The sequence below is a fragment of the Escherichia sp. E10V5 genome, assembly GCF_004212315.1.
In the GTDB taxonomy this organism is placed as follows: domain Bacteria; phylum Pseudomonadota; class Gammaproteobacteria; order Enterobacterales; family Enterobacteriaceae; genus Escherichia.
In genome coordinates, this window is sequence record NZ_RHJM01000015.1 from 307,518 (window position 1) to 332,661 (window position 25,144).

Below are 25,144 nucleotides of genomic sequence, written 5' to 3' on the forward strand. Positions count from 1 at the left end.
CAAATGAAACCGCCCATTGTGACCAACCGCGGGGCGCTTAGTTCGTCCTCCTGACCGGAAGAATTGTTTCGACGGATTTCACAAACAAAGGATTGTTTACATAAGCGCATTAACACGAACAGGATCACAAATGCAGACATTGGTGAGCAGGAAAAAGATCGTGTTTACGCGCCGTTACGTTTTTAACACTATTATTGCACTAATTTGCGCTTTGCAATCCATCAACGAGTAGTATAAATACGCTCAGTTACCTTCATTTAATTTATGGACACCACCGTTGAAACGTAGTCTGCTTTTTTCTGCCGTGCTGTGTGCGGCGTCATTGACCTCTGTCCACGCGGCGCAACCTATCGCCGAACCTGAATTCGCCTCTGATATTGTTGATCGCTATGCCGATCATATTTTTTACGGCAGCGGTGCCACCGGGATGGCGCTGGTCGTTATCGACGGTAATCAGCGTGTCTTTCGCAGTTATGGCGAAACTCGCCCTGGTAATAACGTTCGCCCGCAGTTGGATTCAGTAGTACGTATTGCTTCGCTCACCAAGTTGATGACCAGTGAGATGCTGGTGAAATTGCTGGACCAGGGGACAGTGAAGTTAAACGATCCACTGAGTAAATATGCCCCGCCAGGCGCACGCGTGCCAACTTATAACGGAGCCCCCATCACATTGGTGAATCTGGCAACTCATACCAGCGCCCTGCCCCGTGAACAGCCCGGCGGCGCAGCAAATCGTCCGGTGTTTGTCTGGCCGACGCGAGAGCAACGCTGGAAATACCTTTCTACGGCAAAGCTAAAAGCCGCGCCAGGCAGCCAGGCCGCGTACTCCAACCTTGCGTTCGACCTGCTGGCGGATGCGCTGGCGAATGCATCCGGCAAGCCTTATACCCAGTTGTTTGAAGAGCAGATTACCCGTCCGCTGGGGATGAAAGACACCACCTACACACCATCACCGGACCAGTGCCGCCGTTTGATGGTTGCAGAGCGTGGTGCCAGTCCGTGTAACAATACGCTGGCGGCCATTGGCAGCGGCGGCGTTTATTCCACACCTGGCGATATGATGCGCTGGATGCAGCAATATTTGTCTTCTGATTTTTATCAGCGCAGTCACCAGGCGGATCGCATGCAGACGCTGATTTATCAGCGTGCACAGTTTACGAAAGTGATTGGCATGGATGTTCCAGGCAGAGCGGATGCACTCGGTTTAGGCTGGGTGTATATGGCACCGAAGGATGGACGTCCGGGTATTATTCAGAAGACCGGTGGTGGCGGTGGCTTCATTACCTATATGGCGATGATCCCGCAAAAAAATATCGGTGCGTTTGTGGTCGTGACCCGCTCACCATTAACACGGTTTAAAAATATGAGCGATGGCATCAATGATTTGGTGACCGAACTTAGCGGGAATAAACCGATGGTCATTCCCGCTTCCTGATTAATACTCTGAAGGCAAACGGTTGATAGCGACCAGTTTGCCTTTATTCATTTCGATATAGCCGCCCTTGCGTAAAGCCGCAAGAACTTCTGCCACGACGGAACGTGATATGCGTGTACGTTGATGGATATAATTCATTACGCCAATGCGTGATCGTAATTCATCATTCCAATCAATCATTGATAATAATGTCGCACGGATTTGCTCGTAGGAATTATGCCCAATGAGTTGAACGTCGCGTAATTCCAGGATTTTATTTTGCCAGGCTAACCAGTAAAAAGCGTCACGCCAGAGTTGATTTTGTTCAATAAGAGTAATGGTTTGTTTGGCTGGTAGATGATATCCCGTACAGTTTCCTTCTGATATTAATTTGTATGGTATATCGTTTTTCATTAAACCATCAGTCAGTCCCATAATATAAGGGGCTTGCGTAATACCGATAAGTACGTTTTCTTCTCTACGGAGAGAGATAACACCTTCTAAAATAACGAATGTATCTTCGCTGTTTACATCACTGGAGAATATGACTTGTTTTTCATTATTAAACTCGAAGCGCGTGCCGTATCTGGACAAACATTTATCGAGCTTACCAAATTCCTGAAGAGGTTTAACTACAGATAACATTTGCGCGTCCTTTGCAGTAATGCCCGTCAAATCCTTGACGGGCATTATTTAGATTAAATTACCAGTATTTCTTCAGAGTGAAGAATATTACCAGGTATATTTAACACCCACGTTCGCGGACCAATCTTGATCTACGTCACCACCACCGAGGTAGTTAGCATCGGTATAGGCGCTGAAGTTCTTGGTGAAGCTGAACTGAGCCCCCAGACCAACACGTACCGCAGACCCTTCAGTACCGTTATCGATGGAATCGCCGTTCACATCGTTATCGTTGTTAGAGTCGTCGTAGACGTAAGCCAGTTTGAAGTACGGAGTCAGAGCCTGGTCTTCGCTGTAAGTGAAGGTATAACCTGCATCTACACCCAGTTCATAACGCATGCTGTCGTAAGACTGACCGTCAACTTTCATGTCGTTGCTCAGCTGGTAGTCATCACCAGACTGGAACAGACCAGAAATGCTGCCGTAAGGAGTTACGTAACCAGCATCACCCAGTTTGAAGTCGTAACCGGCTTTCAAACCGAAGCCCCACGCGTCAGAGTTGGTGCTACCGTCAACGTAAGTACCGTTGCTCATGGTTGCAGACAGATCGTTGTTGAAGTGAGAGTAGCTCAAGCTACCATCAACAAAGATGTTGTTCGCGAAGCGAGCAGAAGAGTAGATGTAGGCAGACTGGCTGTCTTGATCCACCTGACCAGAACGGTCATTCATGTCGCCTTTACCGAAGCCTGCAGCCGCACCGACGATCCACTTAGCGTTGTTACCATCAATTTTGGTATCAACACCGACCATGATGCCGTTAACATCCTGATCGTAGTCAATGGTACCGTTGTTGCCGTTGAAGTTACCACCGAAGTAGCTTACCCATGCGCCGCCGTTATCAGCCAGACCATGACGAGAGTTGGTCAAACGAGTACCAACGGTGTCTTGTTCCAGGTTCCAGATATTGGTGTTTGCAGACGGGATGCTCAGCGCCATGTTAGCGTAGTCAGTCAGCTCGGTCTGATGCAGAACAACAGTGTTACCTTCCTGACGAGCTTCGTAGGTGTAAGCACCCAGGTCAGCTTTGTTAGCAGCAGAGAAGGTAGCGTCGCTGTTTTTGTCGTTAACGTAGATCAGCTCGTTGCCGTTGTAGTCAGCGATAGAACCAGCACCAGTAGCGTTGTCGATACGAACTTTGTAGTTACCGGTTGCAGCTGCAACATGGTCACCATTGTTATCAACTTCGTTCTGACCAGCTTCGATAGAAGCAGTGTTATCGTTATCGCCGTTACCGTTAATAGTCAGGTGACCATCAGAGTTCATTGCGATTAAGCCATAACCGTAGTTTGACTTGGTAGTGTCGTTGGTACGGTCGTTGGTCAGGTCTGCATCAAGTACGAAGCGGTTGCTTTCGATGTTGAATACACCAGCATGAATGTTACCACTGGTATCAGTGGTGCTGGTCAGGTTCAGAGTATCAACCTGAAGAGCATTCGCTGCTGTGTTACCTACATCCAGAATACCGTCGTTAGTCACTTTGATATTGTTCGCATACAGAGCTGCATCACCTACAGCCCAACCAGCAGAAACTTCATCAGAGATGGTTACGGTACTGTTGTCGATAGTCAGTGAATCAGTTGCAACGTGACCATCTTCGTTGATGTTCAGCGCAGAAAGACCTGTCAGAGAGATAGAGTCAGAAATCAGCATTGAATCAGCAACATTAACAGTTGAACCACTGTTGATGCTCAGAGTGTCGATCAGAGAAGTTTTGGTGGTATCCCACTGTGAACCGGTGTTCAAGGTCACATTGAACAGACCGCTCTGGTAAACTTCGTTACCGATGATGTGATCAAATTCGCTGTATGCAGAGTCGCTGTTTTCCACGCCCACTGTTGATAAAGGCCACAGGCTGTTAGCTGCGATGTCGATCAGAGTGGCAGTGGCTTCGGTATTGATATCATAGGTATAAGATTCATTTACACCATCGCCATCAATATCAACACCAACCTGATGTGCAGACATTGCCGCACCAACCCACTTGCTACCATTGTTCAGGGTCAGATCCAAGCGATCGGTACCATCCCAACCGTTAGTATCTACATCACCGTCAGCATCACGATAGCTATCACGACCATGTGGGAAGAAGTTCTCATCAAAGTTACTTGAGAAGAATACATCACCCATCAGTGTGGAATTATCGAATGTTGCAGTGGTCTGCATAGCGTTATCAGCATCAGGATGTGCAATAACGGCTAATGCGATATCATCAGCATTCCAGCCATTACCATTGTAATCACTGGCATTACCGGTATTACCAAACCAACCAGTAGTACCTTCATCAGTCCATGAACCAGAGGTCACGGTAGAATCTTTAACAGTGATGGTATTATTAAATACTTCGCTGCTGTTTACACCAGTGCTGACAGTGTTGTCGTCGATATCTTCCCACTCATAACCCTGAGTCAGAGTAATACCTGCAACATGGGAGTTATTAGTGATAGACAGATCAACTTCTTGATCCAGAGTTATGGCAGTACCAATGTTATATACGTTTTCAACATGAGTATCTGCGGCATTATTGTAGGTGCCGTTATAAGTATAGTGTTCGTAGTTATCGTCGATCGTGGAATTATCAACGGTCAGCGCCAGGCGATCATGGTAGTAGTCATCCGCACGATCAGCACAATCAGTTGTCATGCACTCGGAATAAATCATACCGTGAATAGTGCTGTTTTTGATTGTCAGACTATTGGCGTTGGTATTGGTAGAAATACCGTCATCCAGATAGTAGGTAGAAATCACGCCGTTAACGGTAGCGTTATTAATAACCGGATAGATATCGCCGTTGTAATAACTATCAGCAGCATAGTTGTTCCAGCCTACATAACCATCATAGTAAACGCCATCAGCATAGGTGGCGTCGTTGTAGTGATGGAAAGTATTGTAAGTTTGGCCAGAAATATCGTTGGTCGCTGCATTAGCCTGAGAGGTGATAGCCAGAGTGCAAGCCAATGCTAATTGTGATACTACAAGTTTCTTTTTCCAGGAGTGCATTTGTCATCCCTCCTCAGGGACGTAATAAGTTGATCCATCAATTATCAATGCATAGAAAACATCTTATGTTTCGCGTTTACGATTATGCGGCGTTATAGAGGAATGGTTCAATTATTCTTTCCCCTAAGTCCGATTGTGGACATATATAAAAAACATCTACCCACGCAAAGAAAAAACTGACAAAAACACAGTTTTTCAACACGTTAATGAAAGCGTTAATTTTGAATTATAGCTTCTAAAAATATCAAACCAACAAACCAGATAAATAATTTATCAATAAACAATGAACTTTAATCCATTCAATTTTTGACAGCTCAACCAAATCAACAAAAACAATAATTGAGGATTATAAATAAAAATTAAAAATATTTGCAGTGAATATAAAATCATTGCTATTTCTATTACAAAGATGTCCTGACCTCTCTTTCGTTCTCTTCTTATCAACATCGCGACAACTTTCGTAAAACACTCCCGCCCAGCATCAGGTATACTGTGCACCTTAATTCCACAAACATCAGGCAGACCATGACAGATTTAATCCAACGCCCTCGTCGCCTGCGCAAATCTCCTGCGCTGCGCGCTATGTTTGAAGAGACAACACTTAGCCTTAACGACCTGGTGTTGCCGATCTTTGTTGAAGAAGAAATTGACGACTACAAAGCCGTTGAAGCCATGCCCGGCGTAATGCGCATTCCAGAGAAACATCTGGCGCGTGAAATCGAACGCATCGCCAACGCCGGTATTCGTTCGGTGATGACTTTCGGCATCTCTCACCATACTGATGAAACCGGCAGTGATGCCTGGCGGGAAGATGGTCTGGTGGCGCGTATGTCGCGCATCTGCAAGCAGACCGTGCCTGAAATGATCGTCATGTCAGACACCTGTTTCTGTGAATACACTTCTCACGGACACTGCGGCGTGTTGTGCGATCACGGTGTCGACAACGACGCAACTCTGGTGAATTTAGGCAAACAAGCGGTGGTTGCAGCTGCTGCCGGTGCTGACTTCATCGCCCCTTCCGCTGCAATGGACGGTCAGGTGCAAGCGATTCGCCAGGCGCTGGACGCTGCGGGCTTTACCGACACCGCGATCATGTCGTATTCGACCAAGTTCGCCTCCTCCTTTTATGGTCCGTTCCGTGAAGCGGCCGGAAGCGCATTAAAAGGCGATCGCAAAAGCTATCAGATGAACCCAATGAACCGTCGTGAGGCGATTCGTGAGTCACTGCTGGATGAAGCCCAGGGCGCAGACTGCCTGATGGTTAAACCAGCTGGCGCGTACCTCGACATCGTGCGTGAGCTGCGTGAACGTACTGAATTGCCGATTGGCGCGTATCAGGTGAGCGGCGAGTACGCGATGATTAAATTCGCCGCGCTGGCAGGTGCAATAGATGAAGAGAAAGTGGTGCTCGAAAGCTTAGGTTCGATTAAGCGTGCGGGTGCGGATCTGATTTTCAGCTACTTTGCGCTGGATCTGGCTGAGAAGAAGATTCTGCGTTAATGATCATTATGCCGGGTTATCCCAACCCGGCATTTCCCCTTCACCCCGCCCGATAAAACGGTTTATCCCCGAGAATCGTCGCGCGATGCATAATACGCCGCTGCGGCAAATAATCGGCATTCGCATAATGCTGAGTCACGCGATTATCCCAAATCGCAATATCATTCGGTTGCCAGCGCCAACGCACCTGAAACTCCGGTTTGGTGATATGGGCAAACAAAAAGCCTAACAAGGCTTCGCTCTCTTTCTCGCTGACATCGACAATTCGCGTAGTAAATCCTTCATTAACAAACAGTGCCTGTTTGCCGCTCACCGGATGCGTACGCACCACTGGATGTAACAACGGCGGATTTTTCGCGGCCGCCTCGCGCCAACGTTGATGTTCCTCTTCAGTTTTGCGGTACTTGTATTCCGGGAACGATTTACGGAAATCATGCTCCGCGCGCAGCCCGCTCAAAAGCTGGCGGAAAGGAACAGAAAGCGCCTCATAGGCCGCAATACCGCTGGTCCAGAGCGTATCACCACCGGTCGATGGCAACTCTTTCGCTGCGAGAATCGCCCCTGCTGGCGGCGTCTCAATAAATGTCACATCGGTGTGCCAGTTGTCGTTATCCGGCGGATTATCGTTATGGGTGTCCAGTACGATGATCTCGTCACCCCCTTCGGCATGAGGATAAACAGGATGAATATGCAGTTCGCCAAAACGCTGAGCCAGCGCACGTTGCTGCTGTGGCGTTATCGCCTGTTCACGCAGAAAAACCACCTGATGACGCAGCACCGCATGGTAAAGCTGTTCAAACTGATTATCGCTTAACGGGCGCGTCAGGTCGGCACCCGAAATTTGTGCGCCAATATACGGCCCCAGCGGGGTAATGCTCAGACGTTCACTCATTGTACTTCTCCATGCCAGGGCGTCAGGCGGCGTTGTAACGCACGCAGACCCAGTTCTAAAAGAAAGGCGATAATCGCAATCACCGCGATCCCCGCCAGCACCACGTCAGTCGCGAGGAATTCACCTGCTGACTGGACCATAAAACCTAAGCCTCGCGTTGCGGCAATCAACTCCGCCGCCACCAACGTAGACCAGCCCACCCCCAGACCAATGCGTAATCCGGTGAGGATTTCCGGCAGCGCGCCAGGCAAAATGACAAACCACAGCACCTGTATACGGCTGGCCCCCAGCGACTGCGCGGCACGAATGCGAACCTGCTGCGCGCTTTTCACCCCCGCCAGCGCCGACATCGCCACCGGTGCAAAAATCGCTAAATAGATCAGTAAGATCTTCGACGTTTCGCCAATACCAAACCAGATCACCATCAGCGGCAAATAGGCCAGCGGCGGCACCGGACGATAAAGCTCGATTACCGGATCCAAAATGCCGCGTACCGTAGGGCTAAGTCCCATCGCGATCCCGACCGGAATACCGATCAACACCGCTGCAAATAGCGCCAGCATAATGCGCGTCAGGCTGGCAACCAGATGCTGCCACAGCGTGGCGTCCATAAAGCCTTGCGGTCCGGCAATGGTGAGCAGTTTTTCCAGTACCTGTTGCGGCGGCGGCAAAAACAGCGGGCTAATCAGTTGCAGCGTCGCCACCGTCCACCATATGGTGAGTAAAACCGCTAACGTGCCAATGCTTAAGGTCACTTGCCGCGAGAGCGGCCAGCGCCATTTCAACCGACTCGAATGCAGTTTTTCGTTAATGAGCACACTCATGAGAACGCCTCCCGTTGCTCAAATACGCGGCTTAAAACATATTCGCGAATGGCAATAAACTGCGGATCGGACTTGATGCTGCGACTCGATTCTCCCGCAACAAAACGGCGAGCGAAGTCGAGCGGAAGACGCTCCAGCACACGCCCTGGCCCTGGCGAAAGCAGAACCAGCTCGGTCGCCATAAACACCGCTTCCTCTATATCGTGAGTAATCAACAGTACCTGCTTGCCCGTCTCCTGCCAGAGTTTCAGCAACAAGGTTTGCATCTGGTCGCGGGTAAAGGCGTCCAGCGCGCCAAACGGCTCGTCGAGTAATAACAGTTGGGGATTTGCCGCCAGCGCGCGGGCAATCCCCACTCGCTGACGCTGGCCTCCAGAAAGCTGCCAGATGAAGCGTTTTTCTGCGCCTTCCAGACCTACTTTTTTCAGCATCTGGAGAGCAATTTCCAGACGCTGCATTTTCTCCATCCCCGCCAGTTGCAGACCGAACGCCACGTTATCCTGCACATTGCGCCACGGTAGCAATCCTTCATTCTGAAAAACCACGCCGCATTCTGCTCCCGGTCCCTGAATGTGTTTGCCCGCCAGTTGAATGCTGCCGTGCTGATAAGGCACAAAACCAGCAATTAAATTCAGCAACGTGGTTTTGCCGCAGCCGGACGGTCCCAGCACAACCAGCAGCTCGCTGCTTTCCAGCGTCAGGTTGATATCTTCCAGTGCTGGTTTACCGCCATAATCGGCGTAAAGATGAGAGATTTGCAGCATCTGCGCCTCCTTTTATTGCACGAAGCGAGAGGTAACGTACTGGCTGTAATCATTCGCCACGGCGGGGACTTTGCCCTGATCTTTCAAAAAATGGGCCGTGTCGATGATCGCTTTGTTCACCGGTCCGGTCAGTTCTGCCGTTTGCTGCTGCGGCGTCAGATAGGTGTTTCCCTTCACTAGCCCCGGCACATCGCCTTCCGGCACGCCGCTTAAGCGCGCCAGTTTGCTGATGTTTTCCGGCTGTTTCAGCCACGCGTCAGGGTTAGCAATATACGGTTGCTGAGCATTGATGGCGCTTTTGGCGAACGCTTTCACTACCTCTGGATGTTTCTCGGCAAAATCTTTCCGCACTACCCAGACGTCCAGCGTCGGCGCGCCCCACTGCCCGACCTGTTCAGAATCGGTCAGCACCTTGCCGTCTTTTTCCAGGGCGTTAACCGCAGGCGCCCAGACATAAGCGCCATCGATATCTCCCCGTTGCCAGGCGGCGATAATCGCGGGCGGCTGCAGGTTCACTATCTCCACTTGCCCAGGTTTAATGCCCCAGTGTTTCAGCGCCGCCAGCAGGCTGTAGTGTGTAGTGGAGATAAACGGCACGGCGATACGTTTACCAATCAAGTCTTCCGGTTTGCTGATGGTTTTCTTTACCACCAACGCCTCAGAGTTGCCCAGTTTTGACGCCAGCAAGAAGACTTCAATCGGCACCTGTTGGCTGGCAGCTACCGCCAATGGGCTGGAACCAAGATTACCGATTTGCACATCGCCCGAGGCCAAGGCCCGCACGATGCTGGCCCCGCTGTCAAACTTACGCCAGTCCACCGTCGCCCCGCTCTCTTTGGCAAAGGTGTTATCAGCCTGTGCGACTTTCGCCGGTTCGGCGGAGGTTTGATAGGCCACAGTGACGTTCACCGCCTGCGCCTGAAAAGCGATGAATGCCAGTGCGGCAAGAAGTGTGTTACGCGATGAAATTGCCATGATTGTCTGCTCCCCTATCTTGTTATGGGAGCAGTATTCGCGGACAAAGACATTTGATAAAAGAATTAGTCGTTATGGTACAGATGATTTTATTCTTAGCAAAAAAACAGCAAAGGAAAGGTTAATTATGCAATTAGCATCATCCCACAACTCGGGGAAATTGCTGTACTGCATTTTATTGATGCATAAAAAGTCAGATTACGAGATTTACTATCTTCTGATTTTTATTAAAACCAAAATATATGACAAAGTTATTATATTCGCATTAAATATACTACTGTATTGTTTTTCACCCACCGCATATCACATTCACAACATGTATATAAACAATATCCGTTCATTGAACATATTTTTTAAATGCAATTAATTGACAAACTAATTCACATCTAAATACAATGCGCAAAAGAAAATAACTATACATAGCAAACACACAAAAAACTAACATATGAACTACGTAAAAAAAACTTTACCCTGTCGATTTTCAGGCCCTCATAGCATCCTGGCACTAAGTTATTAGCAACTTTCACTACGTATAAATTTTAACGTCTGTTTGCGCCAGAGATTACGTCTCTGCGCGTATCGCTGCGCTTGTAGTATAATAATTAAAAATGGAGTGTCATTAAGTGGATAAGGTTTTAAATTCTGCTCTCCTTTCTTCAAAAAATAAAAAGAAAGGTATTCTTGCTATTGGCGCACACCCTGACGATATAGAATTAGGCTGCGGCGCATCGCTCGCTCGTCTTGCGCAAAAAGGGATTTATATTGCTGCCGTAGTTATGACTACCGGCAATTCTGGCACAGATGGAATAATCGATCGCCACGCAGAGTCACGCGAAGCCCTAAAGATATTAGGATGCCAGCAGACTATTCATCTTAATTTTGCTGATACCCGTGCTCATTTACATCTCAATGATATGATTACCGCCCTGGAAAATATCATTAAGTCTCAAATTCCGTCTGATGTTGAAATCATTCGTGTCTATACCATGCATGATGCCGACCGCCATCAGGATCATCTGGCCGTTTATCAGGCGTCAATGGTGGCCTGTCGGGCAATTCCTCAAATTCTCGGCTACGAAACGCCAAGTACCTGGCTTTCATTTATGCCCCAGGTTTTTGAATCCGTGGAAGAGAAATATTTTTCTATAAAACTAAACGCGTTACAAAAACATAAAAGTCAGAGTCTGCGTGATTATATGCGCCCAGAACGTTTGCGTGCTGTCGCACAATTTCGCGGACAACAGGTCAATAGCGACCTGGGTGAAGGCTTTGTTATTCATAAAATGATTCTTTGAGCAGATTGCATGAAAACCTGGATCTTTATATGTATGGCCGTAGCAATATTACTATGGTTCCTGAGTACGTTAAGGCGTAAGCCCAGCCAAAAAAAAGGCTGTATTGACGCAATTATTCCTGCCTATAACGAAGGCCCTTGTCTGGCACAGTCGCTGGAAAATCTGCTACGCAACCCTTATTTTTGCCGGGTAATTTGCGTTAACGACGGCTCCACTGATAATACCGAAGCAGTCATGGCAGAAGTAAAACGTAAATGGGGCGACCGCTTTGTTGCCGTCACGCAAAAAAATACCGGTAAAGGCGGTGCGCTAATGAATGGCCTCAACTACGCCACCTGCGACATGGTTTTTTTAAGCGATGCCGATACTTACGTCCCGCCCGATAAAAACGGCATGGGCTATATGTTGGCGGAAATTGAGCGCGGCGCTGACGCCGTAGGCGGCATTCCCTCCACCGCGTTAAAAGGCGCTGGCCTGTTGCCGCACATCCGCGCGACGGTGAAGTTGCCAATGATTGTTATGAAGCGCACGCTACAACAACTATTGGGCGGTGCGCCGTTTATTGTCAGCGGAGCCTGCGGGATGTTTCGCACCGATGTGCTGCGTAAATTTGGTTTCTCTGATCGTACCAAAGTCGAAGATCTCGACCTTACCTGGACGTTGGTGGCTAATGGCTACCGTGTTCGTCAAGCGAATCGCTGCATCGTTTATCCGCAGGAATGCAATAGTCCGCTTGATGAATGGCGACGCTGGCGGCGCTGGATTGTGGGCTACGCGGTATGTATGCGCCTACATAAAAAACTTTTATTTAGCCGCTTTGGCATATTCAGTATTTTTCCCATGCTGCTGGTTGTGCTTTATGGCGTTGGGATTTATCTCACTACCTGGTTTAATGAATTCATCGCCACCGGGCCACATGGCGTAATATTGGCAATGTTTCCGCTTATCTGGGTCGGCGTAGTTTGTGTTATTGGTGCTTTTAGCGCCTGGTTTCATCGTTGCTGGTTATTGGTGCCTTTAGCGCCTTTTTCCGTTGTGTATGTATTATTAGCTTATGCCATCTGGATTATTTATGGACTTATTGCCTTTTTTACTGGACGCGAACCTCAGCGCGACAAACCCACCCGTTATTCCGCACTGGTGGAAGCGCCAACCGCTTATTCCAACTCTTCTGTCGCAGGAACTGAAAAGCTATCTGAAGCTTAATGTTAAAGAGAAAAATATTCAGATTGCAGACCAGGTAATTATTGATGAGAGTGCCGGTGAAGTTATTATTGGCACCAATACCCGTATTTGCCACGGTGCAGTGATTCAAGGACCGGTAGTGATTGGCGCAAATTGCCTGATTGGCAATTATGCTTTTATTCGCCCCAACACGGTAATCAGCAATGGTGTAAAAATTGGTTTTGCCACAGAAATAAAAAATGCGGTTATTGAAGCAGAAGCAACGATTGGTCCGCAATGTTTTATTGCCGACTCGGTGGTAGCAAGCGGGGCATATTTAGGCGCGCTGGTGCGTACCAGTAATCATCGTCTGGATGAACAGCCAGTATCGGTTCGCACCGCAGAAGGTACTATCGCTACCGGATGCGATAAATTAGGTTGTTATATTGGTCGGCGTTCACGACTTGGTGTGCAGGTTATTATTTTACCGGGGCGAATTATTTCTCCGAATACACAGCTTGGTCCACGCGTTATTGTAGAACGTAATTTACCTACCGGAAATTACTCACTCCGGCAAGAACTTATCCGTACAGGAGATTAAAATGATAAAACGGACGTTATTAGCGGCAGCAGTCTTTAGCGCATTGCCCGCTTATGCCGGGTTAACATCTATTACCGCAGGCTACGATTTTACCGATTATTCTGGCGATCATGGTAACCGTAATTTAGCGTATGCCGAACTGATCGCAAAGGTTGAAAACGCAACACTGCTTTTCAATCTTTCCCAGGGACGTCGAGATTACGAGACTGAAAGTTTCAATGCCACACGCGGCCAGGGTGCTGTCTGGTATAAATGGAATAACTGGCTGACGACCCGAACGGGTATTGCATTTGCAGATAATACGCCGGTCTTTGCCCGCCAGGATTTTCGTCAGGATATTAACCTGGCCCTGCTGCCAAAAACGGTGTTCACGACCGGTTATCGCTACACCAAATATTACGATGACGTTGACGTTAATGCCTGGCAAGGTGGCGTTTCGCTTTATACCGGCCCGGTGATCACCAGCTATCGCTATACCCATTATGACTCAAGCGATGCGGGCGGCAGTTACAGCAATATGATTTCCCTGCGCCTGAACGATACGCGCGGCGGTGGTTATACCCAGCTTTGGCTAACTCGCGGGACCGGCGCTTACACTTATGACTGGTCGCCAGAGACACGACACGGCAGTATGAAGAGCGTCAGTTTACAGCGTATTCAGCCTTTAACAGAGCAACTTAATTTGGGGCTGACGGCAGGTAAAGTGTGGTACGACACCCCAACCGATGATTATGACGGCTTGCAACTCGCAGCTCATCTGACCTGGAAATTTTGATTCCTTCTGCCGCCCGCTATCCAGGGCGGCCTTCCCTGCCGATTAGCGCCCAAACACTTTCCTTTTCGTTTTCCACCCACATTCACCGGATAAATTTTATTCTTCAGTGTTATATACTATAGGGGGGTATGCATTGACATATAGCATACTACCCTATAGTATAATGCGTGCAGATGATGAGGTGCGAAATGCCCAGTACTCCGGAAGAGAAGAAAAAGGTCCTTACTCGAGTTCGTCGTATTCGGGGGCAGATTGATGCTCTGGAACGGTCGCTGGAGGGTGATGCCGAATGCCGTGCCATACTCCAACAGATAGCCGCCGTTCGGGGCGCGGCTAACGGGCTGATGGCAGAAGTGCTTGAAAGCCATATCCGGGAAACGTTTGACCGAAATGACTGCTACAGCCGTGAAGTCAGCCAATCCGTTGACGACACTATTGAACTGGTTCGAGCCTATCTTAAATAGCTGAATCTATTACCATATTGAGGAAGAGCGAAAGATGAAATCACGTGCTGCCGTTGCATTTGCTCCCGGTAAACCGCTGGAAATCGTTGAAATTGACGTTGCACCACCGAAAAAAGGTGAAGTGCTGATCAAAGTTACCCATACCGGCGTTTGCCATACCGACGCATTTACCCTCTCCGGCGATGACCCGGAAGGTGTATTCCCGGTCGTTCTTGGTCACGAAGGGGCTGGCGTTGTGGTTGAAGTCGGTGAAGGCGTAACCAGCGTCAAACCTGGCGACCATGTGATCCCGCTTTATACCGCAGAGTGCGGCGAGTGTGAGTTCTGTCGTTCCGGCAAAACCAACCTCTGTGTCGCGGTTCGCGAAACCCAGGGCAAAGGCCTGATGCCAGACGGCACCACCCGTTTTTCTTACAACGGGCAGCCGCTTTATCACTACATGGGCTGTTCTACATTCAGTGAATACACCGTGGTCGCGGAAGTGTCTCTGGCCAAAATTAATCCAGAAGCAAACCATGAACACGTCTGCCTGCTGGGCTGTGGCGTGACCACCGGCATTGGCGCGGTGCATAATACTGCTAAAGTCCAGCCAGGTGATTCTGTTGCCGTGTTTGGTCTTGGCGCGATTGGTCTGGCAGTGGTTCAGGGCGCTCGTCAGGCGAAAGCGGGACGGATTATCGCTATTGATACGAACCCGAAGAAATTCGATCTGGCGCGTCGCTTCGGTGCCACCGACTGCATTAACCCGAATGACTACGACAAACCGATTAAAGATGTCCTGCTGGATATCAACAAATGGGGTATCGACCATACCTTTGAGTGCATCGGTAACGTCAATGTGATGCGTGCGGCGCTAGAAAGTGCGCACCGCGGCTGGGGTCAGTCGGTGATCATCGGGGTAGCAGGTTCTGGTCAGGAAATCTCCACCCGTCCATTCCAGTTGGTCACCGGTCGCGTATGGAAAGGTTCCGCGTTTGGCGGCGTGAAAGGTCGTTCCCAGTTACCGGGGATGGTTGAAGATGCAATGAAAGGTGATATCGACCTGGAACCGTTTGTGACGCATACCATGAGCCTGGATGAAATTAATGACGCCTTTGATCTGATGCATGAAGGCAAATCCATTCGAACCGTAATTCGTTACTGATTTCCCGCAGGTTTACCCCGTCCAGTTTAGACGAGGTTCTTAATACCGTCCCCGGGCAGCCGTCCGGGGAATTAACCATGAGATAATGGCTGATGGAACTCATTGAAAAACATGCCAGCTTTGGCGGCTGGCAAAATGTGTATCGGCATTATTCCCAATCACTGAATTGTGAAATGAATGTCGGCGTCTATCTCCCACCAAAAGCTGCGAGTGAAAAATTGCCGGTGCTTTACTGGCTTTCGGGCCTGACCTGCAACGAGCAGAATTTCATTACCAAATCGGGAATGCAGCGTTACGCGGCTGAACACAACATTATTGTTGTTGTGCCGGACACCAGTCCGCGAGGCAGTCATGTCGCAGATGCCGACCGTTACGATCTCGGGCAAGGTGCTGGTTTTTACCTGAACGCGACGCAAGCGCCGTGGAAAGAGCATTACAAAATGTATGACTATATCCGCAGCGAGCTGCCGGATTTAGTGATGCAACATTTTCCGGCAACGGCCAGAAAGTCTATCTCAGGTCATTCTATGGGCGGGCTGGGCGCGCTGGTACTGGCGCTGCGTAACCCAGATGAGTATGTCAGCGTCTCGGCGTTTTCGCCCATTGTTTCCCCTTCGCAAGTACCGTGGGGCCAGCAAGCCTTTGCCGCGTATCTTGGTGAAAATAAAGAAACCTGGTTGGATTACGATCCGGTGAGCCTTATTTCACAAGGTCAACACGTTGCAGAAATAATGGTTGATCAGGGGTTGAGTGATGAGTTTTACGTGGAACAGCTGCGGACTCAAAATCTTGAAAAGGTCTGTCAGGAGATGAATATCAAGGCGGTAACCCGGTATCACGAAGGTTACGACCACAGCTATTATTTTGTCTCCAGTTTTATTGGCGAGCATATTGCGTACCACGCCAATAAATTGAATATGCGTTGAGCATAGCCCACAACTGCCGGATGCGGCGTAAACGCCTTATCCGGCCTACATTTCGCCCATAAACCGTAGGCCTGATAAGACGCGCAAAGCGTCGCATCAGGCATCTGCGCACGACTGCCGGATGCGGCGCAAACGCCTTATCCGGCCCACATTTCGCCCGTAAACCGTAGGCCTGATAAGACGCGCAAAGCGTCGCATCAGGCATCTGCGCACGGCTTATCTATGTTTACCACATCAAATCATCAGGCACTTTGAAGTCGGCATACGGATCATCTTCATTCTGCTCTTCGGCGCTGAGTGCACTATGCAACACAATACTGCTGGCATCGCGCTGAGCAATTTTATCGGCAACGCTGGCGGGAATAATGGCGTATTCACCTTCGCTATTGTTATCGACCAACAAGCGGGCAATCGCCAGACGACCATTAATCAACTGCGCCTGTGTGAGCTTATCAACAAAAATCTTCTTAATCAGATTACCATCGGTAAAGTTAAAACCAATATCGCCATTGGCAATGGTGATTCGGTTCATTTCAATAAGCTGCTTCACCTGGGCTTTATATTCTTTCGCCAACGCCGCTTGTTTTTGTTGCTCGCTAAGCTGTTTATCACGCTCAAGCTGTGCCTTTTTATTTTCTTCTACCGCCGCCCGAGCTTCACGCGCCTGAACGCGCGATTTTTTCGCCGTTCTCTCGACCTTCGCCGCTTTTTTGCTGGTGACTAATCCTGCTTTGAGCAACTGCTCTTGTAAGGTAAGTTTTGCCATCTTTGTTTCCAAACCCGCTGAATAATTTTTAGCGAGTATACCTGTAAACGCCGTAGGTGTATTGGGGGCAAGTCCCTTTCGCCCCTGCTTGATAAGGCACGTCAGGCATCAGCACACGGCTGCATTCGTGACCTCCGACTCATCAAAATAAACACCGCCATCCCTGCAACAAGGATACCCGGCGCAGAAGCGGCCATTACCCCAACCGTGCCAGTGCCTAATGCCAGCATTTTCCCGGCCAGTAACGGACCGCTCATAGCCCCCAGACGCCCTACCGCCACGGCTGTTCCCACACCTGTTGCGCGGATCTGCGAACTGTAAAACAACGGTGCCAGGGCATACAAAACGCTTTGCCCACCTGTCGCAAACAACCCCGCGACGAATCCCACCAGCAACATACCGTTAAATGACGACACCGTTCCCAGCGCCAGCAGCGAAGCTAACATGCCGCTATAAATCAGTAGCGACATGGTTACTGGACGTAGCTTATCCATCAATGCGCCCAACATTAACGTCCCGCTCGCCGCACCCATTTGCAGTGCAAACATCACCCCTGCCGCCTGCGATGGCTGGAATCCTTGCTCCACCAAAAGCAGCGGCAGCCAGTTGATCAACATGTAGACCACTAGCAGAGTGAAGAAATAACACAACCACAGCAGCAGCGTCGCGGTGGCCGTTTCTGGTGCAAATAACGCACGCAGTGGTGGCGCAGCCTGTTTTTCGCCAGCGAAAACCGCCGACTCCGGCAGCCAGCGCATTAATAGCGGCACCAGAATCAACGGCACCACACCACCTACCCAAAACACCGTTTGCCAGGCTAAGTTTGCCCCCGCGAAACCCAGCGTCGCCGCCAGCGCCGCACCAATGGGAACACCGCAATACATCAGGCTCACTGCCGTCCCACGAAAACGTGGACCCGCGGCTTCAGACGTCAGGGCGATAAGATTCGGCAACGCTGCCCCCAGCCCGACACCGGTCATCAGCCGTGCAAAGACCAGTGAGGGGAAATCCCAGGCAATCGCCGTTGCCAGTGAGAACAAACCAAACAGCGCAACTGAGCCAATCAAAATGCGCTTGCGACCATAACGGTCCGCCAGCATTCCGCCAACCAACGCGCCGGGTAGCAAACCGAGTATTCCGCCGCTGAATATCCAACCCATTTGCATTTTATCGAGTGCGAAAGCCTGGGCGATGCCACCCGCCGCAATGCCAGCCGCCTGAAGATCCAGTCCTTCCATCAGAGCGACCAAAAAACAAAGCCCGATGGTCAGCATCAGGCGGGATGAAGATGATGAAGGGAGACGAGTCGACATAAGATGAACCTCGTTGTGAGTACAGGTGAATCGCGGCTGATACATTGCCAGCCGCGTAATCAGAACCATTTAATGACGGCCTGCGGGCGAAATGTAAGCCGGATAAGGCGTTTACGCCGCATCCGGCAGTCGTGCGCAGATGCCTGATGCGACGCTGACGCGTCTTATCAGGCCTACAAATTCCCGCGCCATCCGTAGGCCGGATAAGGCGTTCACGCCGCATCCGGCAGTCGTGCGCAGACGCCTGATGCGACGCTGGCGCGTCTTATCATGCCTGGGATGGGCATACAAAATGCACGTTCTCGGCAGTCATCATTATTTGTTGTTGCGCAGATCCAGCGCCACGTCGACGATCATATCCTCCTGGCCGCCAACCATCCGGCGTTTGCCCAGCTCAACGAGAATATCCACCGCGCTTAAGCCATAACGCGTCGCTGCCGTTTCACAGTGACGCAGGAAGCTGGAGTAAACACCAGCGTACCCCAGCGCCAGCGTTTCGCGATCGACTCGTACCGGACGATCCTGCAACGGACGCACCAGGTCATCAGCGGCATCCATTAACGCATAGAGATCGGTCCCATGCTGCCAGCCCAGTTTATCCGCGGCGGCAATAAACACTTCCAGCGGCGCGTTACCTGCACCCGCGCCCATCCCCGCGAGGCTGGCGTCGATTCGGTCACAGCCCTCTTCCACCGCCGCGATAGAGTTCGCCACGCCAAGACTCAGGTTATGGTGAGCGTGCATGCCGGTTTGCGTTTCTGGTTTCAGCACTGCTTTCAGGGCGCGGAAACGGTCGCGGATATCGCTCATGTTCATCGCACCGCCAGAATCCACCACATAAATACAGGCCGCACCGTAGCCTTCCATCAGCTTTGCCTGCTTCGCGAGATTTTCCGGCGTGGTCATATGGCTCATCATCAGAAAACCAACGGTGTCCATTCCGAGCTCGCGGGCATACTGAATATGCTGGGCGGAAACATCAGCTTCGGTACAGTGCGTAGCCACACGAACCACCCGCGCGCCAGCCTGCCAGGCATTTTTCAGATCGTGAATAGTGCCGATTCCTGGCAGCAACAACGTCGCGATTTTGGCGTGCTTCACCACATCCGCCGCCGCTTCAATCCATTCAAGGTCGCTATGTGCGCCGAAACCATAGTTAAAGCTGGAACCCTGCAAACCGTCGCCGTGGGCCACTTCAATCGAATCCACGCGAGCATCATCCAGTGCTTTGGCAATCTGGCGGACATTTTCCAGCGAATACTGATGACGAATGGCGTGCATACCGTCACGCAACGTGACGTCCGAGATATATAGTTTTTTACCGTTCATGCCGCCTCTCCTGCCTTGCGCGCCAGTGACTGGGCCATTTTTTCCGCTGTCGCCAGCGCACTGGAAGTCATAATGTCGAGGTTGCCCGCATAGGCAGGCAGATAATGCGCTGCGCCTTCGACTTCCAGCCAGACCGCCGTTTTCAGCCCGGAGAACTGCCCCACGCCCGGCAAATTAACCGGTTTATCCTGCGGGATAACTTCAAACTGCACGCGCTGTTTCAGGCGATATCCCGGTACGTAAGCCTGCACCGCCTCAGCCATTTCATTGATTGAGGCTTCGATATCATCTTGTGAAGCTTCGTCGCTCAATACATACACCGTGTCACGCATCATCAACGGTGGCTCTGCTGGGTTAAGCACAATAATCGCCTTCCCTTTTGCCGCGCCGCCCACCACTTTAATGGCGCGCGAAGTGGTTTCCGTAAATTCATCGATATTGGCACGCGTGCCAGGTCCGGCAGATTTACTGGCGATAGAAGCGATAATTTCGGCGTAATGAACACGCGCCACGCGTGAAACCGCCGCCACCATTGGAATGGTGGCCTGGCCGCCGCAGGTGACCATGTTGACGTTCAGTTGATCGACGTTCGCCTCGAGGTTAACCACCGGCACGCAGTAAGGGCCGATGGCAGCAGGCGTCAGGTCAATTAAGCGAATATCCGGTTTCGCTTCGCGCAAAGCGGCATCGTTTTTCACATGCGCGCCCGCGCTGGTCGCATCAAATACAATGTCGATATCAGCAAATTCAGGCATGTTCATCAGTCCGATCACCCCTTCATGGGTAGTGGCGACGCCCATACGTCTGGCACGCGCCAGACCGTCGGACTGAGGATCAATGCCGACCATCACCGCCATCTCCAGATGCTGACCGTGACGCAAAATTTTAATCATCAGATCGGTGCCAATGTTGCCAGAACCGATAATGGCGACTTTACGCTTACTCATGACAGACTTCCTTTTGGGGCTGCGCTTGAAAATGTCGCAGCAACTGAACCTATGCCTTCAATATGGGCTTCAAAACGATCGCCCGCATTCACCGCCACCATCGGACCTAATGCCCCGGTAAGAATGATATCTCCGGCGCGCAGCGGTTGACCCAGGCTGGCCATTTTGCGTGCCAGCCAGACGGCGGCATTAAGCGGATGTCCCAGGCATTCGCTGCCGCGCCCACTGGAAACCTCTTCGTTATTACGCGTCATCTTCATGGCGCAGTTTTTCAGGTCTAACCCCGCCGGACGTTGCGCCGGACCGCCGATGACATACACCCCGCAGGAGGCGTTATCTGCGACGGTATCGACAAACTGAATCGACCAGTCGCGAATGCGGCTACCCACCACTTCCAGCGCCGGAAGTACCCATTCAATGGCGTTATACAGTTCGTTAAACGTGGTATCGGTCGCGGGCAAATCGCGGTTCAAAACCAGTGCGATCTCCGCTTCAATGCGGGGTTGCAAGACGCGGGAAAAAGGAATGGTTTCATTATCGCCATAACACATATCGGCAAATAACGTCCCAAAATCCGGTTGATCAACGCCCAGTTGTTGTTGCACTTTCGGATGCGTCAGTCCCACTTTGCGCCCCACCACTCGCCGTCCCTGAGCGACGTCATGTTGCACATTGATGCGCTGAATGGCGTAGGCGGCTTTCGCGTTTTCAATACCAATCAGATCGCGCAGCGGCGCAATCGCTTCGCCCTGCTCTGCGGCGCGGCGTAAATCCGCCGCCAGTTGCTCAAGAGTATGCTTCGTCATGACCATTCCTTAAGGGCGCGCGAGGAAATTCAGCACCAGTTGATTGAAAGCGTCGGCATGTTCCCACTGCGCCCAGTGACCACAGTCGCGGAAGATATGCAGTTCAGAACCAGCAATGCCGGAAAGCAGACGCAGACCCGCATCCATCGGCACAAAACGGTCGTTGCGCCCCCAGACAATCAGGGTTTGTGCTTTGATTTCCGACAGGCGTGGACCAAAATCCGGGAACTGTTTCGGATTGGCTTCCAGGCTCTTAACGAAGTTTTCCAGGTGATCGCGACGCGACAGCATATTATTCAGGCGCGCTTCAAACAGGGCGTCGGTCAAATCGCTGGTATCAAAAACGAAGATATCCATCATCAGCTTCAGGTTTTCGATAGTAGGCTGGCGATAAAGCTGATTCAGTCGCTTAATACCTTCGGTTGGCATTGGCGTAAACAAACTCATTCCGCCCGTACCGCCGCCCATCAGCACCAATTTGCCGACGCGCTCCGGCCAGTTAAGGGTGAACGCCACAGAACTGTGGCCGCCCATCGAGTTGCCCAGCAAGTGGATTTTGGCGATATCCAGTTGATCCACCACGCTTTTCAGGATTCGTGCATTAAGATCCGATCGCGAACCACTATTAACGATCGAATCGCTCTTACCCCAGCCCGGACAATCCAACAGGATCACTCGATAGCCCGCCTCTACCAGCGGATCGATATTGCGGCTGAAGTTCGCCCAGCCCGTAGCCCCCGGGCCGGAACCGTGCAGCAGAACTACGGTTTCGTCGCCTTGTCCGCAGTCATTAAAATGGATGCGCAGCGTTTTACCCGCTTCTTCTACATTCAGAAAACGGCTGGTGGCGGCTTCGGTTTGTGGCTGATAACTCATCATCTTCTCCTGCATATTCAGTTCTCTGTTCTGGCGCTTAACGAGCCAAATCCGGCAATCCACTCCGGGATTGGGCGGTAATAACGCCCTTCGCTACGCCAGTTGCCAAACGCAGAAATAGCGGCAAAAGCGGCGACCCAGGTTTTGATTTCATGTGTCGACTTTCCGGCAATGGCGGAAAGCTCTTCGTTACTGACGGCATCCAGTTCCTGTATGCGTCCCTGCTCCAGCAAAGTCATGAACTGGTTATCCCAAATCGGGTTGAGCGGATGCAGAGTTCTCTGATCCTCAACAAACTTCTCAGCAGCGCTAATCACCCGTTGCTGACGCAATTCGCGTTCACTGGCGAGTAAATCTTTCCCGCTCCCCAACAAACGGTCGCGCATATGGGCATCGGCTTTCGCCAGTTCTGGCACCGGCGGCTGATGGGAAAGTCCACCGGACCCAAGGAACAGCACGCGTTTATTGAGAGTGCTGGTGAAACGTCCAATGGCTTCACCCAACATGCGGGTACGCTGGAAACCGGGCAACGGCGTGGCGACACCGTTGATGAACACAGGCAGAACCGGCACTTTATCCAGCCCGCCAAGCAGGAACTCCAGCGGCTGGGCAAAACCGTGATCCACCTGCATACAGTAAGAAACGGCAAGATCGATCCCGCTCTTCATGACGGCATGCGCACAAGCCTCCGCCAGCTCCACAGGCACGGGCAGCTCTCCTGCCGCACTGCCGAAATCACCAATTGCCGTCGCCCCAATGCCTAAACAGAACGGTGGCATCACGTCATAGAAAAAACCGTTGTAGTGATCTGGCGCAAACAGCACCACCAGTTCAGGGGAGAAAGCCGCAATACGCTCGCGGGCGCTGGCAATCACGCCATTGACCTCATCGAGCACCTCTTGCGCCGGGTCGACATACCCCACCAGCGGCGAATGGGAAAGACAGTGAAGATAAGCGTACATATTAGGCTACCTTTTCGACAGAAACGTCGGCATCAGGGCGGGTCAGCGTCATCACCGACGCCAGTTTATTCAGCGTATTGCCCAGAGTTTGCGGAATGGCGGTGGCGGCAACAAAGCGATCCGGGCGCATCACCACCAGCGAAGCATTGTGTTGCGCAAACCAGCTACGCAGACGACCTTGCGTATCGCCCACGCGTAGCACGCCGTCGTGATTATCCTGTGCGGTATGAATTTGCACTTCCGGCACCACCTGAATGAAGCGTGTGCCCAACGCACGCCACTGCTGGATTTGCTCGTTGCTCATTCCCCACAGTGGATTGCATCCCCAGCCAATTACCGCGAAGTTCGCGCCGATCGCGTTATCGAGCAGCGTCACGTCGCCGTTTTCCAGCGTGACTTTCGGCTGAATAAACATCTTGCCGACCGGAGAGTGCTTCGCTTCGCCCTCACGCACCAGCGCACCGCCGTAATATTGCGGCATCGGCTTGAAGCGCATTTCGAGGAAGTAGCGTTTTACTGGCGGCAGATAATTCAGTAGCCAGGAAACGCCGTCACGTAACGTACCCTGCCAGCGTTTCGGCGGAGCCAGCACGTTGCCCGCGGTCACGGACAGGTCAATCATCGCTTTGGCGTGATCTCGACGTTCTTGTTGATAGGTATCGAGTAGCGCATCGCGGGCTTTCCCCTGGATAACCAACGCCAGTTTCCAGGCGAGGTTAAAGGCGTCGCGCATACCGCTGTTATAGCCCTGCCCCTGCCACACCGGCATGATGTGCGCGGCATCGCCCGCCAGCAGTACGCGATCGATACGAAAACGTTGCGCCAGTCGTGCGTTGTGGGTGTAGACACGCTGGCGAATCAATTCAACATTGTCTGGATTAGGCAGCACTTTGCTTAACAGCTTGCGCATATTTTGCGGCTCACGCAGCTGTTCCTCGGTTTCTCCCGGCATCACCATAAATTCAAAGCGACGTACCGCATGAGGCAGCGCGGCAGAAACATACGGGCGCACCGGATCGCAACACAAATAGATATGCGGCGTACTTAACGGATCGTTGGCGATATCTACCACAATCCACTGATTTGGCGCGGTTTTACCTTCAAACGGCACATTCAGGGTGCGACGGACAAAACTTGCCCCACCATCACAGGCCACCAGCCACTGGGCTTTGACCGTTTCCCGCTGCCCTTCAGCCGTTTTCAGGTGCAAGGTCACTTCGTCATTTTGCTGGCTGAAGGCCTTCAGCTCGCGGGAAAACAAGCAGCGTACATTCGGAAAACGCGACACCCCTTCCAGCATCACCGCATCGACCTGCGGCTGAATAAAGGCGTTACGGCGCGGCCAGCCAAATTCATCGGTCATTGGCTGAATATCAGCAAAACAGCGGCCTTTGGGGGTGAGAAAACGCATCGCATGCCACGGCGTAGTATGCGGCAGAACATTATCGACCAGGCCAACCGACTGCATGGTGCGCAGCGCCTCGTCATCAATACCAATCGCACGGGGGTAGTCGATCAACTTATCGAGTTTCTCCACTACCAGCACGTCAATGCCCATCTGGCCGAGATAGTTCGCCATCATCAGCCCGACCGGACCGGCACCAGCGATCGCCACCTGAACGTTATGGTTAACAGCAGGCTGGATGTCAGGGTGTTGTATTGCCATTTCAGTACCTCACGACTCGGACAAAATGCCGTTGCGCGCACAGTACAGCGCAACTTATTT

Annotated in this window: 23 protein-coding genes and 1 pseudogene; 9 read left to right on the forward strand and 15 right to left on the reverse strand. The window is 51.2% G+C overall.

The genetic code is table 11. The annotated features are described in order from the left end of the window. Positions 1-277 precede the first annotated feature (277 nt). Positions 278-1,435: a D-alanyl-D-alanine-carboxypeptidase/endopeptidase AmpH gene (gene ampH / locus D9738_RS12920; RefSeq protein WP_130258527.1), complete on the forward strand. Its 1,158-nt coding sequence runs from the start codon at positions 278-280 to the stop codon at positions 1,433-1,435. On the opposite strand, the gene iprA is transcribed toward ampH, so the two are convergent. Beyond that, positions 1,436-2,059, reverse strand: a complete 624-nt coding sequence (gene iprA / locus D9738_RS12925; RefSeq protein WP_130206171.1) for a hydrogen peroxide resistance inhibitor IprA — start codon at positions 2,057-2,059, stop codon at positions 1,436-1,438. An 87-nt stretch (positions 2,060-2,146) separates the two neighbouring features. Beyond that, positions 2,147-5,095: an autotransporter adhesin EhaB gene (gene ehaB, locus D9738_RS12930; RefSeq protein ID WP_130260323.1), complete on the reverse strand. Its 2,949-nt coding sequence runs from the start codon at positions 5,093-5,095 to the stop codon at positions 2,147-2,149. 525 nt (positions 5,096-5,620) lie between these two features. Between ehaB and hemB the strand changes: the two genes are divergently transcribed. Further along, positions 5,621-6,595: a porphobilinogen synthase gene (gene hemB / locus D9738_RS12935; protein ID WP_130206167.1), complete on the forward strand. Its 975-nt coding sequence runs from the start codon at positions 5,621-5,623 to the stop codon at positions 6,593-6,595. Positions 6,596-6,635: 40 nt separating this feature from the next. Here the strand turns inward: hemB and tauD are convergent, their stop codons facing one another. Genes tauD through tauA form a run of 4 tightly spaced genes read right to left on the reverse strand, consistent with a single transcriptional unit; the run spans position 6,636 to position 10,050 of the window. Beyond that, positions 6,636-7,487, reverse strand: a complete 852-nt coding sequence (tauD, locus tag D9738_RS12940; protein WP_130260324.1) for a taurine dioxygenase — start codon at positions 7,485-7,487, stop codon at positions 6,636-6,638. Then, complete coding sequence (tauC, locus tag D9738_RS12945) at positions 7,484-8,311, reverse strand: taurine ABC transporter permease TauC (RefSeq protein WP_130260325.1); 828 nt, start codon at positions 8,309-8,311, stop codon at positions 7,484-7,486. The genes tauD and tauC overlap by 4 nt, the downstream gene beginning before the upstream one ends. Beyond that, positions 8,308-9,075 carry a taurine ABC transporter ATP-binding subunit gene (gene tauB, locus D9738_RS12950; RefSeq protein ID WP_130260326.1) on the reverse strand — a complete coding sequence of 256 codons (768 nt, stop codon included), beginning with the start codon at positions 9,073-9,075 and terminating at the stop codon, positions 8,308-8,310. Before tauB ends, tauC begins: the two co-directional genes overlap by 4 nt. 12 nt (positions 9,076-9,087) lie before the next feature. After that, the gene (tauA, locus tag D9738_RS12955; RefSeq protein WP_130260327.1) at positions 9,088-10,050 is read right to left on the reverse strand and encodes a taurine ABC transporter substrate-binding protein; all 963 of its coding nucleotides are present in this window, start codon (positions 10,048-10,050) and stop codon (positions 9,088-9,090) included. Between the two features lie 623 nt (positions 10,051-10,673). Here tauA and D9738_RS12960 point away from each other — a divergent pair. The 7 genes from D9738_RS12960 to fghA all read left to right on the forward strand — a co-directional run bounded on the left by D9738_RS12960 (position 10,674) and on the right by fghA (position 16,419). Continuing rightward, on the forward strand, positions 10,674-11,345 hold the full coding sequence (locus D9738_RS12960) for a PIG-L deacetylase family protein (protein ID WP_130258522.1): 672 nt from the start codon (positions 10,674-10,676) through the stop codon (positions 11,343-11,345). Positions 11,346-11,354: 9 nt separating this feature from the next. Further along, positions 11,355-12,551 carry a glycosyltransferase family 2 protein gene (locus tag D9738_RS12965; RefSeq protein WP_130260328.1) on the forward strand — a complete coding sequence of 399 codons (1,197 nt, stop codon included), beginning with the start codon at positions 11,355-11,357 and terminating at the stop codon, positions 12,549-12,551. Next, complete coding sequence (locus tag D9738_RS12970) at positions 12,517-13,110, forward strand: acetyltransferase (RefSeq protein ID WP_240731131.1); 594 nt, start codon at positions 12,517-12,519, stop codon at positions 13,108-13,110. The genes D9738_RS12965 and D9738_RS12970 overlap by 35 nt, the downstream gene beginning before the upstream one ends. Position 13,111: 1 nt before the next feature. Beyond that, a complete protein-coding gene (locus tag D9738_RS12975; protein WP_130206153.1) occupies positions 13,112-13,885 on the forward strand; it encodes a YaiO family outer membrane beta-barrel protein in 774 nt (257 codons plus the stop codon). Positions 13,886-14,073: 188 nt separating this feature from the next. Next, complete coding sequence (gene frmR, locus D9738_RS12980) at positions 14,074-14,349, forward strand: formaldehyde-responsive transcriptional repressor FrmR (RefSeq protein ID WP_001141271.1); 276 nt, start codon at positions 14,074-14,076, stop codon at positions 14,347-14,349. Positions 14,350-14,383: 34 nt separating this feature from the next. Continuing rightward, positions 14,384-15,493, forward strand: coding sequence for an S-(hydroxymethyl)glutathione dehydrogenase (gene frmA, locus D9738_RS12985; protein WP_000842102.1), 1,110 nt, complete (start codon positions 14,384-14,386; stop codon positions 15,491-15,493). A 92-nt stretch (positions 15,494-15,585) separates the two neighbouring features. Further along, positions 15,586-16,419 (forward strand): S-formylglutathione hydrolase, encoded by an 834-nt coding sequence (fghA, locus tag D9738_RS12990; protein WP_130260329.1) that lies wholly within the window; start codon positions 15,586-15,588, stop codon positions 16,417-16,419. A gap of 226 nt (positions 16,420-16,645) precedes the next feature. Here the strand turns inward: fghA and D9738_RS12995 are convergent, their stop codons facing one another. The 9 genes and pseudogenes from D9738_RS12995 to D9738_RS13030 all read right to left on the reverse strand — a co-directional run bounded on the left by D9738_RS12995 (position 16,646) and on the right by D9738_RS13030 (position 25,084). Next, a complete protein-coding gene (locus D9738_RS12995) occupies positions 16,646-17,185 on the reverse strand; it encodes a DUF2058 domain-containing protein (RefSeq protein WP_130260330.1) in 540 nt (179 codons plus the stop codon). Positions 17,186-17,286: 101 nt separating this feature from the next. After that, positions 17,287-18,498, reverse strand: coding sequence for a 3-(3-hydroxy-phenyl)propionate transporter MhpT (mhpT, locus tag D9738_RS13000; RefSeq protein ID WP_130260331.1), 1,212 nt, complete (start codon positions 18,496-18,498; stop codon positions 17,287-17,289). Between the two features lie 82 nt (positions 18,499-18,580). Further along, positions 18,581-18,751, reverse strand: a pseudogene (locus D9738_RS25430) (hypothetical protein); the annotation flags it as partial. 62 nt (positions 18,752-18,813) lie between these two features. Continuing rightward, positions 18,814-19,827, reverse strand: a complete 1,014-nt coding sequence (gene mhpE, locus D9738_RS13005) for a 4-hydroxy-2-oxovalerate aldolase (RefSeq protein WP_130260332.1) — start codon at positions 19,825-19,827, stop codon at positions 18,814-18,816. Then, on the reverse strand, positions 19,824-20,774 hold the full coding sequence (mhpF, locus tag D9738_RS13010; protein WP_130260333.1) for an acetaldehyde dehydrogenase: 951 nt from the start codon (positions 20,772-20,774) through the stop codon (positions 19,824-19,826). The genes mhpE and mhpF overlap by 4 nt, the downstream gene beginning before the upstream one ends. Then, a complete protein-coding gene (gene mhpD / locus D9738_RS13015; RefSeq protein WP_130206145.1) occupies positions 20,771-21,580 on the reverse strand; it encodes a 2-keto-4-pentenoate hydratase in 810 nt (269 codons plus the stop codon). The genes mhpF and mhpD overlap by 4 nt, the downstream gene beginning before the upstream one ends. Before the next feature lie 9 nt (positions 21,581-21,589). After that, the gene (gene mhpC, locus D9738_RS13020) at positions 21,590-22,456 is read right to left on the reverse strand and encodes a 2-hydroxy-6-oxonona-2,4-dienedioate hydrolase (protein WP_130260349.1); all 867 of its coding nucleotides are present in this window, start codon (positions 22,454-22,456) and stop codon (positions 21,590-21,592) included. A 17-nt stretch (positions 22,457-22,473) separates the two neighbouring features. Further along, positions 22,474-23,418 (reverse strand): 2,3-dihydroxyphenylpropionate/2,3-dihydroxicinnamic acid 1,2-dioxygenase, encoded by a 945-nt coding sequence (mhpB, locus tag D9738_RS13025; RefSeq protein ID WP_130260334.1) that lies wholly within the window; start codon positions 23,416-23,418, stop codon positions 22,474-22,476. Position 23,419: 1 nt separating this feature from the next. Then, a complete protein-coding gene (locus D9738_RS13030) occupies positions 23,420-25,084 on the reverse strand; it encodes a bifunctional 3-(3-hydroxy-phenyl)propionate/3-hydroxycinnamic acid hydroxylase (RefSeq protein WP_130260335.1) in 1,665 nt (554 codons plus the stop codon). Positions 25,085-25,144 lie beyond the last annotated feature (60 nt).